The 15528-nt window shown below is 40.3% G+C and carries 12 protein-coding genes; 7 read left to right on the top strand and 5 right to left on the bottom strand.

Going from position 1 to position 15528, the window contains the following annotated elements; genetic code table 11:
• Positions 1 to 63: 63 nt before the first annotated feature.
• On the top strand, positions 64 to 6108 hold the full coding sequence (locus R3X28_RS15285) for an alpha-2-macroglobulin family protein (RefSeq protein ID WP_317665458.1): 6045 nt from the start codon (positions 64 to 66) through the stop codon (positions 6106 to 6108).
• Positions 6109 to 6208: 100 nt separating this feature from the next.
• Positions 6209 to 6583 carry a DoxX family membrane protein gene (locus tag R3X28_RS15280; protein ID WP_317665456.1) on the top strand — a complete coding sequence of 125 codons (375 nt, stop codon included), beginning with the start codon at positions 6209 to 6211 and terminating at the stop codon, positions 6581 to 6583.
• A 53-nt stretch (positions 6584 to 6636) separates the two neighbouring features.
• Here R3X28_RS15280 and R3X28_RS15275 read toward each other — a convergent pair whose 3' ends face one another.
• From R3X28_RS15275 to R3X28_RS15265, 3 genes are all read right to left on the bottom strand, one after another.
• Positions 6637 to 7161: a DUF4136 domain-containing protein gene (locus R3X28_RS15275; protein WP_282054630.1), complete on the bottom strand. Its 525-nt coding sequence runs from the start codon at positions 7159 to 7161 to the stop codon at positions 6637 to 6639.
• 66 nt (positions 7162 to 7227) lie between these two features.
• Positions 7228 to 8229, bottom strand: a complete 1002-nt coding sequence (gene obgE, locus R3X28_RS15270) for a GTPase ObgE (RefSeq protein ID WP_317665454.1) — start codon at positions 8227 to 8229, stop codon at positions 7228 to 7230.
• Between the two features lie 121 nt (positions 8230 to 8350).
• On the bottom strand, positions 8351 to 9457 hold the full coding sequence (locus R3X28_RS15265; RefSeq protein ID WP_154363938.1) for an adenylate kinase: 1107 nt from the start codon (positions 9455 to 9457) through the stop codon (positions 8351 to 8353).
• Positions 9458 to 9595: 138 nt separating this feature from the next.
• Here R3X28_RS15265 and R3X28_RS15260 point away from each other — a divergent pair, with 138 nt between their 5' ends.
• The 3 genes from R3X28_RS15260 to R3X28_RS15250 are packed head-to-tail and all read left to right on the top strand — an operon-like array spanning position 9596 to position 13351.
• A complete protein-coding gene (locus R3X28_RS15260) occupies positions 9596 to 10759 on the top strand; it encodes a 5-(carboxyamino)imidazole ribonucleotide synthase (RefSeq protein ID WP_317665453.1) in 1164 nt (387 codons plus the stop codon).
• Positions 10760 to 10813: 54 nt separating this feature from the next.
• Positions 10814 to 11305 carry a 5-(carboxyamino)imidazole ribonucleotide mutase gene (purE, locus tag R3X28_RS15255; RefSeq protein ID WP_154363941.1) on the top strand — a complete coding sequence of 164 codons (492 nt, stop codon included), beginning with the start codon at positions 10814 to 10816 and terminating at the stop codon, positions 11303 to 11305.
• Positions 11306 to 11332: 27 nt separating this feature from the next.
• On the top strand, positions 11333 to 13351 hold the full coding sequence (locus R3X28_RS15250) for a M3 family metallopeptidase (RefSeq protein WP_317665451.1): 2019 nt from the start codon (positions 11333 to 11335) through the stop codon (positions 13349 to 13351).
• A 130-nt stretch (positions 13352 to 13481) separates the two neighbouring features.
• Here the strand turns inward: R3X28_RS15250 and R3X28_RS15245 are convergent, their stop codons facing one another.
• Entirely contained in the window at positions 13482 to 13838 is a 357-nt protein-coding gene (locus tag R3X28_RS15245; RefSeq protein ID WP_317665449.1) for a rhodanese-like domain-containing protein, read from the bottom strand.
• Positions 13839 to 13911: 73 nt separating this feature from the next.
• Here R3X28_RS15245 and R3X28_RS15240 point away from each other — a divergent pair, with 73 nt between their 5' ends.
• On the top strand, positions 13912 to 14466 hold the full coding sequence (locus tag R3X28_RS15240; protein WP_317665447.1) for a sigma-70 family RNA polymerase sigma factor: 555 nt from the start codon (positions 13912 to 13914) through the stop codon (positions 14464 to 14466).
• 2 nt (positions 14467 to 14468) lie between these two features.
• Positions 14469 to 14693 carry a hypothetical protein gene (locus R3X28_RS15235; protein ID WP_317665446.1) on the top strand — a complete coding sequence of 75 codons (225 nt, stop codon included), beginning with the start codon at positions 14469 to 14471 and terminating at the stop codon, positions 14691 to 14693.
• Here the strand turns inward: R3X28_RS15235 and R3X28_RS15230 are convergent.
• Positions 14690 to 15514, bottom strand: coding sequence for a hypothetical protein (locus R3X28_RS15230; RefSeq protein WP_317665444.1), 825 nt, complete (start codon positions 15512 to 15514; stop codon positions 14690 to 14692). The genes R3X28_RS15235 and R3X28_RS15230 overlap by 4 nt on opposite strands.
• Positions 15515 to 15528 lie beyond the last annotated feature (14 nt).

Raw genomic sequence — 15528 nt, 5'->3', positions numbered from 1 at the left:
TCCCTCATTTATCATTTTGATTGGCATTGATTTTGCTCAGTTTTGTTCTGTAATTTTATACTTATGAAAAATCTCATTGTAGTATTAACGGTAATCTTGTTTTCCCAAATGACGCACTCCCAAAAAAATAATGAATCGTACGATGTGTTATGGGAGGATGTTGCCCAATTCGAAAAGGAAGCCTTGACCAAATCTGCCTTGGAAGTCGTACGGAAAATATCAAAAAAGGCGAAAAAAGAAAACAATTCCGGTCAAATCATAAAGTCACTTTTATATACCTCCAAATACGCACTTACACTCGAGGAAGATGCCCAATTGACTATTATCAACGATTTCAAACAGGAAATATCGAAGGCGGAATCCCCCACCAAAAATGTTTTGGAAAGCTATTTGGCCAATCTATATTGGCAATATTTTCAACAAAACAGGTATCAATTTTACAATAGGACCAAGACTGAAACCAAAATAGATTCGGTCGATTTTAGAACGTGGGATGTTACGACTCTTTTTCAAGAGATAAAACATCACTTCGGTAATTCCCTGACTAATCCCAAGGCCTTACAAGAGATTGGGGTCGAAAGTTTTAAAGAGATCATAAACGACCAAAAAGGTTCGGAAACCTATCGCCCTACCCTATTTGATATTCTGGCCCACACGGCGTTGGAATTTTATAAGACCCAAGAAACGAACATCACCCGACCTGCGGACAAATTTGAAATCAGTGATCCTTCCCTTTTATGTGAGGCCCATGAATTTATAAAAGTAAAGGTGAACACAGAGGACAAAACCTCCCTACAGGCAAAAGCGCTTGAAGTATACCAGAAATTAATTGGTTTTCACCTCAACAATAACAATCTCATGGCAATGGTCGATGTAGATATTGAACGCCTTAAATATGTACATCAAAATGCGATTTTCCCAGATAAAGAATTACACTATCTGGAAGTTTTACAGAATTCTTCCTCCGGAATCGCCAACGTTAAGGTTGCAAATCTTTACCAATATGAAATCGCTTATTTGTACCAACAATGGGGAAGAACGTACCAAGCCAAAACCAACAATGAACATCAATGGAAATTGAAAGAGGCCGTTGCCATATGCGATGACATCATCAAGGAATCCCCAAAAGGCAAAGCAGCCGATAAAAGTAGGGACCTTAAGTCCAACATTCTTAAAACCAACCTACAACTCACGACGGAACGTTTTATCCCCATTAACCGACCTGCCCGGATATTGGTCAATTACAAAAACATTAAAGGATTAAAACTTTCTGCCTATACGATTACCCGCTCAGATCTGGAAAAACTGAATTCATTGTACCCAGAACCCAAAAAACTTGACTTCATCAAAAAATTGAAATTGGTGAAATCATGGGATACTGATTTAAAAAACGAGGGCGATTATCAAAACCATAGTACTGAGGCTCTTATCCCTGAGCTGAACAACGGCATTTACGTTATCCTGGCAACACCAAAAGATGAAAATACTTCATTTGCCTATTCCGATATTCAGGTTACCGATTTGGCCTTGGTCGAGACCCGCTCCCCATCGGAACATCGTTTTCAAGTTATCGACAGGAACAATGGCCAACCCAAAAAACAGGCAAAAGTAAAGTTTTCGTATCGAGAAAATTACGACGGAAAAACTTTGACAAAATCCTTCGTCACCGATGATCAGGGCCAAGTAAAAATTGCGTTACCCAATAAACAATGGACCCGCATTCATACCACGATAACCTCTGGGGATGATACGGCGTATTTTGGGGAGTATTATATCAATCAAAAAAGAAATACAAGCAACAAGTCGAATATAAATTACAATGCCTTTTTATTTACCGATAGAAGCATCTATAGACCGGGGCAACCCTTATATTTTAAGGGAATTGCCATTTCCCAACAAAATGGGGAATCCAATGTACAACCGAATACAACAATAACGGTTGCATTGCGTGACGCCAATTACCAAGAGATAAGCTTACAAGAATCAACGACCAATGAATTTGGTTCATTTACGGGGGAATTCATCCTGCCCAATAACGGACTCACTGGTAATTATTCTCTGCAAGTACGTTCAAAGGCCATTAATATAAATGGTGCTGCGAATTTCTCTGTGGAAGAGTACAAACGCCCAAAATTCGAAACGTCTTTTAACCCAATAACCTCATCGGTAAAAGTCAATGATAGCGTAGTGGTTTCAGGGAAGGCCATGGCCTATGCCGGAAGCGCTATAACCGATGCCAAAGTAACCTATAGGGTAAAACGTATCGTGAATTTCCCGAGATGGTATTATTGGTACCGACCTTATTTCAATAGCTCTCCCCAAGAAATAACCCATGGGGAAACGACCACTGATGCTTCTGGGAACTATGAAGTTAAATTTATGGCCATTCCCGACAAATCGGCCGATAGGGAAAGTATGCCCGTTTTCAATTATGAAATAAGCGCAGACGTTACCGATATTAACGGGGAAACACATAGTGCTACGACCACTGTCCGCGTAGGGTACCATACGTTAACCGCTAACATCGTGGTTGGCGAAACCATTGATAAGGATAAAAAAGACCATACAATTACCGTATATACCAATAACCTTAACGGTCAATCCGTACCTGCAAAGGGTACCCTGAAAATATACAAGCTGAAATCCCCTGCCCACGTATTGCGAAATAGGCCTTGGGAAGCCCCGGATTATGCCGGTTTCACCGAAGATGAATTTAGAAGGCTTTATCCGAATGATGCTTATACAAACGAAAATGACCAGACCCAATGGAAAAACGGGCAAATGGTAATGGAAAAATCTTTCGATACAGGTTCTTCCAATGAAATAAACCTTGGCAGCATTAAAAAATGGATTTCGGGGAAATACCGAATAACCCTTGAAACCAAGGATAAATTTGGACAAACGGTAAAAGACCTTACCCATACGACCCTTTTCAGTGGAAAGGACAAAACATTGGCGGACCATCAACTTTTCAGTATTAACACCGATAAGGATCAATACAAAATCGGGGAAACAGCTAGCATAACGCTATCATCAAGTTCGGAAAATTTGGCGGTAACATTGGCAATAGAGAAAGACCGAAAAATCATCGACACCCGAATAATTCGCCTCAACAACAATTCAAAAACCATTAAAATCCCAGTTGAGCATGGCGATTTAGGCGGATTTTCAATTAACTATGGTTTTTCAGCCTACAACTCCTTTATTTCGAACACCCTGCCCATTACGGTTCCTTATCCCAAAACCGATTTGGAGATCGAAACCTTGACCTTTAGGAACAAGATAAAACCAGGAACCGATGAAACATGGAGCTTTAAAATAAAAGGACCCGAAGGAGAAAAGGTATCGGCCGAAGTTCTAGCCAGTATGTACGATGCCTCTTTGGATACTTTTAGAAGCCACTACTGGAGTTTTTATCCCATACATAAGCCCTACTATTATTCTAACTATAACAGTAATGCATACCAAAGTTTTGGTAATGCCTCATTTTTGGTCCACAACGACCAATCCCATGAAAATTGGTATACCCCCCAACACTATGACTCCTTTAATTGGTTTGGTCTGCATTTTGGGTATAACTATGGTATGTACCTTCGAAAAAAGGTCATGAGAAGTGCCGCACCTATGATGGCAATGGACATGGCCGAAGGGGAAGCTTTGAATGAGGAAGTTTTGGATGACGTCGTCACTGGAAATTTGGTCTTTAAGGAAGAAACGAATGAACCTGAAGCGAAAAGTATTGAAGAAGACAAAGGTGATGTCCAAGTACGAACAAACCTGCAGGAAACGGCATTTTTCTTTCCCCAATTGCAAACCGACAAGGAGGGCAATGTATCATTCAGCTTTACCACACCCGAAGCTTTGACCCAATGGAAATTACAACTCTTGGCTCATACCAAGTCCTTACAAAGTGCGATGAGCACCTTGAAGACCGTTACTCAAAAGGAATTAATGGTTACACCCAATGTGCCCCGTTTTCTTCGTGAAGGAGACAAGATCACCATAAGTGCCAAAATCGCCAATCTTACTGAGAACAAATTGGAGGGACAGGCATTTATAGAGCTGATCGATGCCATTTCCGGAAAAGAAATTTCTACAGAACTTTTACTTTCCGACTCAAAAACAGGAGCAAAACAGGTTTCTTTTTCGGTGGATTCACTGGGGAACACCCAAGTTTCTTGGCAGCTTAGGATTCCTGCAGACCTGCAGGCCCTACAATATAAGATCATTGCGAAAGCCGGTGATTTCAGTGATGGAGAACAAAATATGCTCCCGGTTTTGACCAACCGTATGCTCGTAACCGAAACCTTACCCATGTGGGTTCGAAGCAACCAAACCAAGACTTTTACTTTGGATAAATTGAAGGACAATACCTCAACAACGCTCAAAAACCATAAACTTACCTTAGAAATAACCTCTAATCCTGCATGGTATGCCGTTCAGGCACTCCCCTACCTAATGGAGTACCCTTATGATTGCAACGAACAGGTTTTTTCAAGATATTACGCGAACTCATTAGCCAGTCATATCGCAAATAGTTCACCACGTATTCGTGAGGTTTTTGACCAATGGGCCAATTCAGATGCGTTATTGGGTAATTTGGAAAAGAACCAAGAATTGAAGGCACTCTTGATTCAGGAAACTCCCTGGCTACGGGATGCCCAATCGGAAACCGAACAGAAAAAACGCATTGCCCTATTGTTCAATATGAACAAGATGAAAGAAGAACAAGCCAATGCCTTGAACAAACTCCGACAAAACCAAATGTCCAATGGGGCATGGGCATGGTTTAAAGGTGGAAGGGAAAACCGTTTTATAACACAACATATCATTACAGGTCTTGGTCATTTAAAAAAGCTTTCGGTAGTAACCAATGAAGACAAAAAGCAGCACGAAATGGTTATTAAGGCCGTTCGCTATTTAGATAATGAGTTCCTTGAGGAATATGAACAGATGAAAAAATATGCGACCGATATCAATGATGATCACTTGAGCTATACACAAATGCATTATCTGTACATGCGAAGTTTCTTCGATGATATCAAAACCTCCAAAAAGGTTGCGAATATCATGGAATATTACAATGGTCAGGCCAAAAAGTATTGGACCAAAAGAAGTCTATATGCCAAAGGGATATTGGCTTTGGTGTTACACAGGAACAATGAACGATCAACTGCTGCCAAAATTCTACGTTCCCTGAAGGAAAACAGTATAAATTCAGAGGAAATGGGTATGTACTGGAAGGAAAACAACGGATCTTGGTATTGGCACCAAGCCCCAATTGAGACCCAGTCATTACTGATTGAAGCATTTTCGGAAATCGAAAATGACATTACCACCATCGACAATCTTAAAATATGGTTGTTGAAGAACAAACAGACCAATCAATGGAAAACCACTAAAGCAACGACCGATGCAGTTTACGCCCTATTACTCCAAGGTAGTGATTGGCTCTCGGTCACAGATGCCGTGGATGTTTTGGTCGGTGGTAAAAAAATAGAACCTTCAAAAATGGAAAATGTACGTGTTGAAGCCGGTACAGGTTATTACAAAACATCGTGGGCCAACAATGAAATCACCTCAGATTTAGGAAGCGTACAACTTACCAAAAAAGGGAAGGGTATTGCTTGGGGCGCACTTTACTGGCAGTATTTTGAGGACTTGGATAAAATAACATCGGCCAAAACCCCTTTACAACTAAAAAAGAAATTGTTTTTAAGAAACCATACCGATACCGGTGAGGAAATTTCAGAAATAACCCCTAAAACAGCTTTAAAGGTAGGGGATCTTGTACGGGTACGTATAGAGCTGCGCCCTGACCGGAATATGGAATTCGTTCATATGAAAGACATGCGAGCAGCAGGTTTGGAACCTACAAATGTACTTTCCCAATATAAATGGCAAGATGGACTCGGTTATTATGAAAGCACGAAAGATGCAAGTACCAATTTCTTTTTCGACTATTTACCAAAAGGTGTTTATGTATTCGAATATGACCTTAGGGTGAACAATGCCGGTAACTTCAGTAATGGGATTACGACCATCCAAAGCATGTATGCCCCTGAGTTCAGTAGCCATAGCGAGGGTGTCAGACTAAATATCAAATAACCAAAACCATCTTTAAGTTACTGAATACAAAGTATTTAACAGATAACAAAGAGATTAATTAATTCGTATATTTAGGATATCAACAACTAAATCAAATATTATGAATTCAAAAGTTTTTATGGTGCTGAGAATACTTCTCGGTCTTTTTGTTCTTGTTTTCGGGTTAAACAAGTTCTTTCACTTTATTCCAATGGAAGCCCCAACTGGTGACGCAGGTGCTTATTTTGCAGCTCTGATTTCCTCAAAAACAATGACGCTTGTCGCTATTGTTGAAATTGTTGGAGGCTTATCTTTATTGTTGAATAAATATGCCGCCCTCATGCTTCTTATTCTGATGAGTGTCTCAATAAATGCTGTATTGTTCCACGCTGTTCTGGATCCAGCCAATATTATGGGATCAGCTGTACTGCTTATCCTGAACATCGCATTGTTATTCTGTTATAAAGACAAGTATAGGGATTTACTGAACGGCTAAACTTTAAAATCAACAGCAAAAAACGGTTTTATTTGAATGGTGAAACCGTTTTATTATTTGGTCTTAGGCGGATATTTAGACAACACCCGATTTACTATCTCCAAAAGTTTGGCTTCGCGTTCTGTTGGGGAAAGGTTCTCATTGAAACTACTGACACTTATTGCCTGCCAAAACAGTTCTTCTTTTTGGCTATCTACAAAATCGAAAATGATTTCACGTTGCACTTTCGAAGATGTAATGGGAATTCCTACAGAAAGTCCACCACCAACATTTCTACCACCACCTCCTACGCCGAGCCCAACAGAGTTTCCATTGGCCGCTTGGTACATTTTACTTTGAATGTTGATTAAAAAATCGGGCTCTTCGGAAAGAAGTAACCCTTTATTCCGCATGGCAGCATCGAGCACCTTTATCAATCGTTTTTCTTCCAAATCGCCCAAACCGGTCTCCATATCATCATAATAGTTGTAGGTCGCATAATTGGTGAAATCGGTTTCATTTTGATAATCGGTTTGCACACGAACCGCCTGACAAGAAGTAAACAAAAGGGCCAATAATAAGTAGTGTAAGATTTTCATCGCCTATGCTTTTCCTAAAAGTAAAGAAAAATTAAGCTTTTTGTCCCTAACCTATGAAATTTTCGATTAACTGTTGAGCATCTTCCAAAGTCTATCCTTTAGCTCTTGAACCCCAAATTGGGATACTGAAGAAATGAACATATAGGGGATATCCTTGAAATCCTTATCGAGCTCAATCCTCATTTCATCCATCAACTCCGCATCGAGCATATCACTTTTTGAGATTGCGACCAATCTTTCCTTATCCAAAAGTTCGGGATTGTATCTGCGAAGCTCATCCAACAGAATTTCATATTCCTTACTAATATCATTACTATCTGCCGGTATCAAGAACAACAGCATTGCATTTCGTTCTATATGCCTTAGAAAATAATGACCTAGACCTTTGCCCTCGGCTGCCCCTTCGATAATTCCAGGAATATCGGCCATGACAAAGCTTTGGAAATCGCGGTGTTGAACTATACCCAAATTCGGTTTTAAGGTCGTAAACTCATAATTCGCTATTTTGGGCTTAGCGGACGTAATGGCGGCCAAAAGAGTAGATTTTCCGGCATTGGGAAAACCGACCAAACCAACATCGGCCAAAACTTTCAATTCCAGGATAATATCGACCTCTTGGCCTTTTACCCCAGATTGGGCATAACGCGGTGTTTGGTTCGTAGAGGTTTTAAAATGCCAATTACCTCGACCACCCATACCACCTTCTACCAGTATTCTTTCCTCTCCTTCTTCCGTAATCTCGAATAGGATCTCATTGGTTTCGCTATTTCTGAACACGGTCCCCAAAGGAACTTCCATATACACATCCTCGCCATCGGCTCCGGAACTCCTGTTCTTACTTCCGTGCCCACCATGACCTGCCTTAAAATGACGCTGGAACTTAAAGCCCACCAAGGTCCATAAGTTCTTATTGCCACGAACGATCACATGTCCGCCACGACCTCCATCACCTCCATCAGGGCCTCCTTTAGTGATATATTTTTCCCGATGCAAATGCACAGAACCCTTACCTCCATTCCCAGAGCTGGCATGGATCTTTACGTAATCAACAAAATTGCCTTCGGTCATTTTTAATTATAATTTGTCTTTATTGTAACATGTATTGAAGATATTCTTACATGTCAAAACATACAGTTCCCATAACTTGAAAAGTTCCTTATCCTAAAAAAAGGGAACTTTCAAAGGTCTACTATAATTCTTCTATCACCTTGCCCAAGCGACGGGTAATATCCTCTATAGCCCCGATACCGTTTACACTATGATATTTACCTTGCTTTTCATAAAACGCCTGTAAAGGAGCTGTTTTTTGATTGTATTCCTCGAATCGATTCCTTATTTTGGATTCGTCCTGATCATCGGTTCTACCACTTACCTTACCACGTTCCAATAAACGTTGAATCAAAATTTCATCGTCCGCATCGAGTGCAAGAGTGGCATCGATTTTCATATCCTTACTCTCTAAAAACTCGTCCAATGCCTGGGCCTGGGCCACAGTGCGTGGAAAACCATCAAAGATAAACCCGCTTGCATCCGAATGTTTTTCAACTTCGTCTTGCAACATTTTAATGGTTACCTCATCAGGAACCAAATCGCCTTTGTCCATATATGACTTGGCCAAAGTTCCCAACTCCGTACTATTTTTGATGTTATAACGAAAAACATCCCCAGTTGAGATATGTTTTAAATTGTATTGCTCTTTTAGAAATTCGGCTTGGGTACCTTTTCCTGCCCCGGGCTTGCCGAATAGCACTAGATTGATCATATGTTTTTGTTTTAATTGGTAAACTTCTCTTAGGTTTCGACCCAACTCATCATAATCCAGGCCATATCCCACTATGAATTTATCAGGGATGTCTATACCCACATAATCAATCGCATATTCCCCATTATATACTTCAGACTTGTAAAACAAGCTTGCAATCTTGTATTCCTTTACATTGGTCTTGTTGAAAAGGTGTACCAATTCTTTCAGCGTACGGCCAGAATCTATAATATCTTCCAATATTATCACACTCTTACCCTCTAAATTATCAGGTACGTCCAACAAAGTTTCTACGATTCCCGTCGAGGTCAAGCCTTGATAAGAACTTAATTTTATGAAAGACACCTCGCAGTTGTACTTATACTCCTTCAAGAAATCGGCCACGAACATAAACGACCCATTCAGGACACCTACAAAAACAGGGATTTCATCCTTATAATCATCAGCAACTTTTTGGGCGATAGATTTTACGGCCTCAAGAATCTGCTCCTCACTTAGAAAGGGTTTAAAATATTTATCGTGTAGTTTTATCAATGGTCTGGTTTTTTATAAGACGGCAAAGATACCATTTTGATTTCTCTTTTTGAATGACAACCCTTGAGTTTTAAGAATTCGATGTATTTTTGTTACAGTTTTCCGTCTAAACATAAACCCAAAGACACGATACAACACATGGATTATTTTTCTTCTGACTTTAAATTGGGAATTTTAGGTGGTGGACAATTGGGCAAAATGATGCTCTACGAAACCCGTAAATTCGACATCCATACCAAAGTGATGGATGCTTCCAAAGACGCTCCTTCCAGATTGGCCTGTAATGAGTTTGTCATCGGCGATCTCCTCGATTTCGAAGCGGTTTATGACTTTGGCAAAAAGGTAGATGTACTTACCATTGAAATCGAAAATGTGAATATTGCCGCCCTTGAGAAATTGGAACACGAAGGAATAAAAGTATACCCGCCCACAAAAGCACTTAAAATAATACAGAACAAGGCCAAACAAAAGTTGTTCTATATCGATAATGATATACCTACCGCGCCTTTCTCCCGTTTCGCATATGCCAGTGAGATGAAAGACAGTGTGGAACATGAAAGCCTGGAATTCCCTTTTGTTTGGAAAAGTGCCCAATTCGGCTATGACGGCCAAGGGGTAAAGATCATACGAAATATGGAGGATCTGGAAGGATTGCCTCCGGGGGAATGCATAACCGAGGAAATGATTCCGTTCAAAAACGAACTTGCGGTCATCGTAGCCCGTAACGTAAAAGGGGATGTTATTACATATCCTGTTGTTGAGATGGAGTTTCACCCGGAAGCCAACCAGGTGGAGTATGTCATATGCCCTGCCCGTATTGATGGGAAAGTGGCCGAAAAAGCCCGTGAAATCGCCTTGAAAGTATCACACAAAATACAGCATGTAGGACTTTTGGCCGTAGAAATGTTCCAGACCAAAGAGGATGAAATCTTGGTCAATGAAGTAGCTCCAAGGCCCCACAATAGTGGACACTATAGTATAGAAGCCAGTTACACCAACCAGTTTGAGCAGCATATTCGTAGTATTTTGGACCTCCCATTGGGCAATACAGATAGTAAGGTCGCAGGAATCATGGTGAACTTGGTCGGTGTCGAAGGACATACAGGTGATGTTGTATACCAAAATATTGAAGAAATATTAAAGCTGGATGGTGTTACACCACATATTTATGGTAAAAGACAAACAAGGCCATTTAGAAAAATGGGACACGTTACCATTGTAAACGAAGACCTTAAGGAAGCCCGAAAAATTGCCCAACAAGTAAAAGAAACGATTAAAGTAATAGCGCGAAATGCGCATTGAACAAATACCAAAGCCTAAATAACTAACGTAACCTGGTTTTAAAATTTGAATATTATGAGCAAAGTAGCCATAGTTATGGGAAGCACTAGCGACCTACCGGTAATGCAAGATGCCATTGACATCCTAAAGGGTTTTGATATCGAAATCGAAGTTGATATCGTTTCGGCCCACCGTACGCCTGAAAAATTATTCGACTTTAGTAAAAACGCACATAAAAACGGAATTTCGGTTATTATTGCTGGAGCTGGAGGTGCGGCCCACCTTCCCGGTATGGTCGCCTCAATGTCCCCATTACCGGTTATCGGGGTTCCTGTAAAAAGCAGCAATTCGATAGATGGATGGGATTCCGTCCTTTCCATTCTTCAAATGCCCGGTGGCGTACCTGTAGCCACGGTAGCCCTGAACGGAGCAAAAAATGCGGGAATCCTTGCGGCACAGATTATCGGTAGTTCCGATAAATGCGTTCTCGATAAAATAATCCTTTACAAAGAAGGATTAAAACAAAAGGTGATCGATGGTGCGGAAAAAGTAAAGGAGATTAAATAAAGAAAATACCACAACACATTAATTTTTATGAGCAACCCACTTCTTCAATCTTTCGATACAGCACCTTTTTCAAAAATAAAAAACGAGCATTTTAAGCCCGCCTTTATGCAAGCTATCGAAGATGCACGTGCTGAAATAGATGCAATAACCAAAAACACCGATGCCCCAACCTTTATAAACACCATCGAGGCCTTGGAATTTTCAGGACAACAACTGGATAGGGTTTCCAGTGTTTTCTTTAACCTGAATTCGGCCGAGACCAATGAGGAAATCCAGGAAATCGCACAGGAGGTTTCTCCTTTGCTTTCTGAATTCAGTAATGACATTACGCTGAACGAAGCTCTTTTCAAGAGAATCAAAGCCGTTTATGACCAAAAGAGCGAGCTTGATCTTACTATTGAGCAAGACACACTTCTTGACAAGAAATACAAAAGTTTCAGCCGAAATGGCGCCAATTTACCGGATGATAAAAAGAAACGGCTCCGAGAGATAGATACCGAACTTTCCAAACTTAAATTAAAATTCGGGGAAAACGTTTTGGCCGAGACCAATGCATACGAATTGCATATTACCAACGAGAAAGAACTGGACGGGATGCCCGAGGGGGAAAAAGAGGCTGCGGCCCAAATGGCCAAAGCTAAAGATAAGGAAGGCTGGCTGGTAACCTTGGATTACCCCAGTTACATTCCATTCATGAAATATGCAAAAAACAGGGAGTTACGTAAAAAGCTATCCCTGGCTTTTGGCAGCAAAGGTTTTCACGGCAATGCATACGATAATCAGGAAAACGTACTTAAAATTGCCAATCTTCGACATGAACGGGCCATTCTATTAGGCTACCCATCCCATGCTCATTTTGTATTGGAAGAACGCATGGCGGAAACCCCGGAAAAAGTCCATGAATTCCTGAACGAGCTTTTGGTAAAGGCCAAACCCGCTGCGGAAAGGGAGTTCAAGGAATTGGAAGATTTTGCCAAAGACCTTGATAGTATAGACCATTTACAAAAATGGGACGGTTCTTATTATGCAGAGAAGTTAAAACAGAAACTTTTTGATTTGGATGACGAAAAGTTGAAACCCTATTTTAAGCTGGAAAACGTAATCGCCGGGGTCTTTAAAGTTGCAGAGAAATTGTTCGGACTAAAGTTTACCGAGGTCTATGATATCGACACCTACCATGAAGAGGTGAAAACGTTCCGCATAACCGACGAAAAAGGAAACTTTATCTCGTTGTTCTATGCCGATTTTCACCCGAGACCCGGAAAACGTGGCGGAGCTTGGATGACATCCTTTAAGCCCCAATATATAAAAGACGGCGAAAATGTTCGTCCACATATCTCCAATGTTTGTAATTTCACCCGTTCCACCCCTAGCAAACCTTCTTTACTGACCTTCAATGAAGTCACCACATTATTCCATGAATTTGGGCATGGCCTTCATGGTATGCTGGCCAACACCACCTACCCTAGCCTATCGGGCACTTCGGTGTATTGGGATTTTGTAGAATTGCCCAGTCAGGTAATGGAGAATTGGTGTTATGAAAAAGAAGCATTGGAACTTTTCGCCAAGCATTACGAAACCGGGGAAACCATTCCTATGGAATTGATTACCAAAATAAAGGAATCGGCCACCTTTCATGAAGGCATGGCCACCTTACGCCAATTGAGTTTTGGATTATTGGATATGGCTTGGCATGGTGCCGACCCTTCGAACATCAAAGATGTAAAGAGTCATGAAACTGAAGCCTTCAAAGGAACACAATTATATCCCGACACTCCAGAGACCTGCATGAGCACGGCGTTTTCCCATATTTTCCAAGGAGGCTATTCCTCAGGTTACTATAGCTACAAATGGGCAGAAGTATTGGATGCGGATGCATTTGCTTATTTTAAGGAGAAAGGAATATTCAATAAAGAGATTGCGACCAAATTCAAAGAGAACGTTCTTTCAAAAGGAGGTACGGAAAAACCTATGGTCTTGTACAAACGTTTCAGGGGTGCGGAACCTAAGGTTGAGGCCCTATTGGAAAGAGCAGGGTTATTGTAATTAAATACCTGATTTTGTTATTTCCTTTTAAAGGAAAAACACAAAAAACAGTCAATAGTAATGAAAGCCATTAATAGGAATATTTTCATATTAATGGCTTTCTTCCATTTTCAAATTGTCCCGGAAATAACTATTTCCGTGCATTTTCATAGGCCATATAACCGCCTTTTAGGTTATAAACCTCGCTATATCCCAATGAATCCAAGTATTTAGCGGCACTGGCACTTCGCCTACCACTGCGGCAATAGAGGTAAATCGTTTTATCCTTATCTATTTTTTCAAAGCCACTCACAAAACCATCATCCATCCAATCGATATTCACTGCATTATCCAAATGCCCTTCATTATATTCCTTAGGCGTTCTTACATCTACCAACAAAATGGTATCCAATTCCGTCCGGGCAACTTCCGTTATGTTTTTTTCCTTGATCTGTGAACAACCCAAGCCCACAAACAACACCATACCCATCAAAATAACTAATCTCATATAATATGCTCTTTTTTTCAAAAATAGGTATAATCATTAAATTTAATTTATTTTTGATGTCAGCAACAATTTCATGGCAGAACATCAATTACATCCTGAAACCTGGGTCGACAAATATGCAGACTATCTTTTTAATTATGCGGTGGGCAGGATCAGTGATGCCGAAATCGCAAAAGATCTTGTACAGGAAACCTTCTTCGCAGGACTAAAATCCGCAGCAAATTATAAAGGCACGGCAGCCGAACGCACATGGCTTATCGCCATTTTGAAAAGAAAGGTAATTGATTATTACCGTAAGATAAATTCCAATAAAGGCAAGGCCGAAGTACGCATGGGCTATAGCAGCCAAATGGATGCCGATGGCGATTGGCTTGAAGAACAGGTTGCCGACCCTTTGAGCATACTTGAAAACGACGATATAGAAAATGAAGAATTAGGCCTTGCGATTCAAGAATGCATCTCCAAACTTCCACAAAAACAATCCTTAGTATTTTCAATGAAAACAATTCAAGGAATGGACACCGAGGATATTTGTAAAGAACTAGGAATAAACCCGTCTAATCTCTGGGTAATGATCCACAGGGCCAGAACGGCCTTAATGGATTGCCTGAACAAAAATTGGTTTTAATTATGACGTGTGAAGAAGCAGCTATTATCTGCAATAAAGAACAATACAAGGAGGCGACTTTTACCGAAAAGTTCAAATTGATCGTACACCTTTTTTTCTGTAAAACCTGCTCCAAATTCTCTAAAAAAAACTCCGAACTCACATCACTTTGTAAAAAGGCACACTTGCACGCATTACCTGAAAAAGACAAGGTTAAAATGAAAAAAGAAATTGAGGAAAAAATCTAAAAGAGGTAAACCAGGACCCAAATAAATCCGCACCAAATAAGAGGAACGGCCTCTACCCAAAAAGAGGAAAAATATATGGATTGATTACGTTTGGTCACGAACATCAATCCACCTAAGACCAGAAAAAGAACACCTTTCGCGATCAATTCAATTTCCGTTATCAAATCCTTTAGATAGGTAAGACCAAAAAACATAACTACCAAAAAAGCGCCGAATACCTTAGTACGTGTTACACCCATGCGTTGGGGGATAGTCCTTAATTCCGGTTGATCATAAGCCAAATCCCTAATCTCAAAGGGAATCAACAACACCAATACCAGTAATATTCGCTGTACCACTTCTACCCAAACATCCCAACCCAAAACCATTTTAATTTCAACCAAGGGCAAAACAACGGTAATTCCGGACCACACCAAGGCCACAATAAAAATCTTAAGCCCACCAAGACTCCTCAAGTTCCTAGCCCTAGGCAAAACCGGCAAGGCATATAAACCTGTAAAAATGGCCAAAATAAATAGTATCAGCCATGTATCGGCACTTAAAAACCAACCGTGATAACATGCCATAATGAAGCAAATAAAACTAAAAAACTGAATGTTCTTATGGTATCTATTACCCACCAAAATATACTTTTTGGCCTCTATACCATATTTAATGAAATTATAATTGATGATCGTTCCAAAAAAGACAAAATAAAAAAGGTGGGATTCCAATTGAACATTAAAAAGAAATGAGGTAGCCATACACAAGGAAACGACGGCAAAAGCCACATGTATACTAGCATCTAAATAAAAATTGAACAGTCGCCCCATGTAGTTCATCGAGTAAATTTAAC

The sequence above is a fragment of the Maribacter sp. TH_r10 genome (genome assembly GCF_033101095.1).
GTDB lineage: Bacteria > Bacteroidota > Bacteroidia > Flavobacteriales > Flavobacteriaceae > Maribacter_A > Maribacter_A luteus.
Note: the sequence above shows the minus strand (reverse complement) of the source record. Positions and strands in the feature narration are given on the sequence as shown.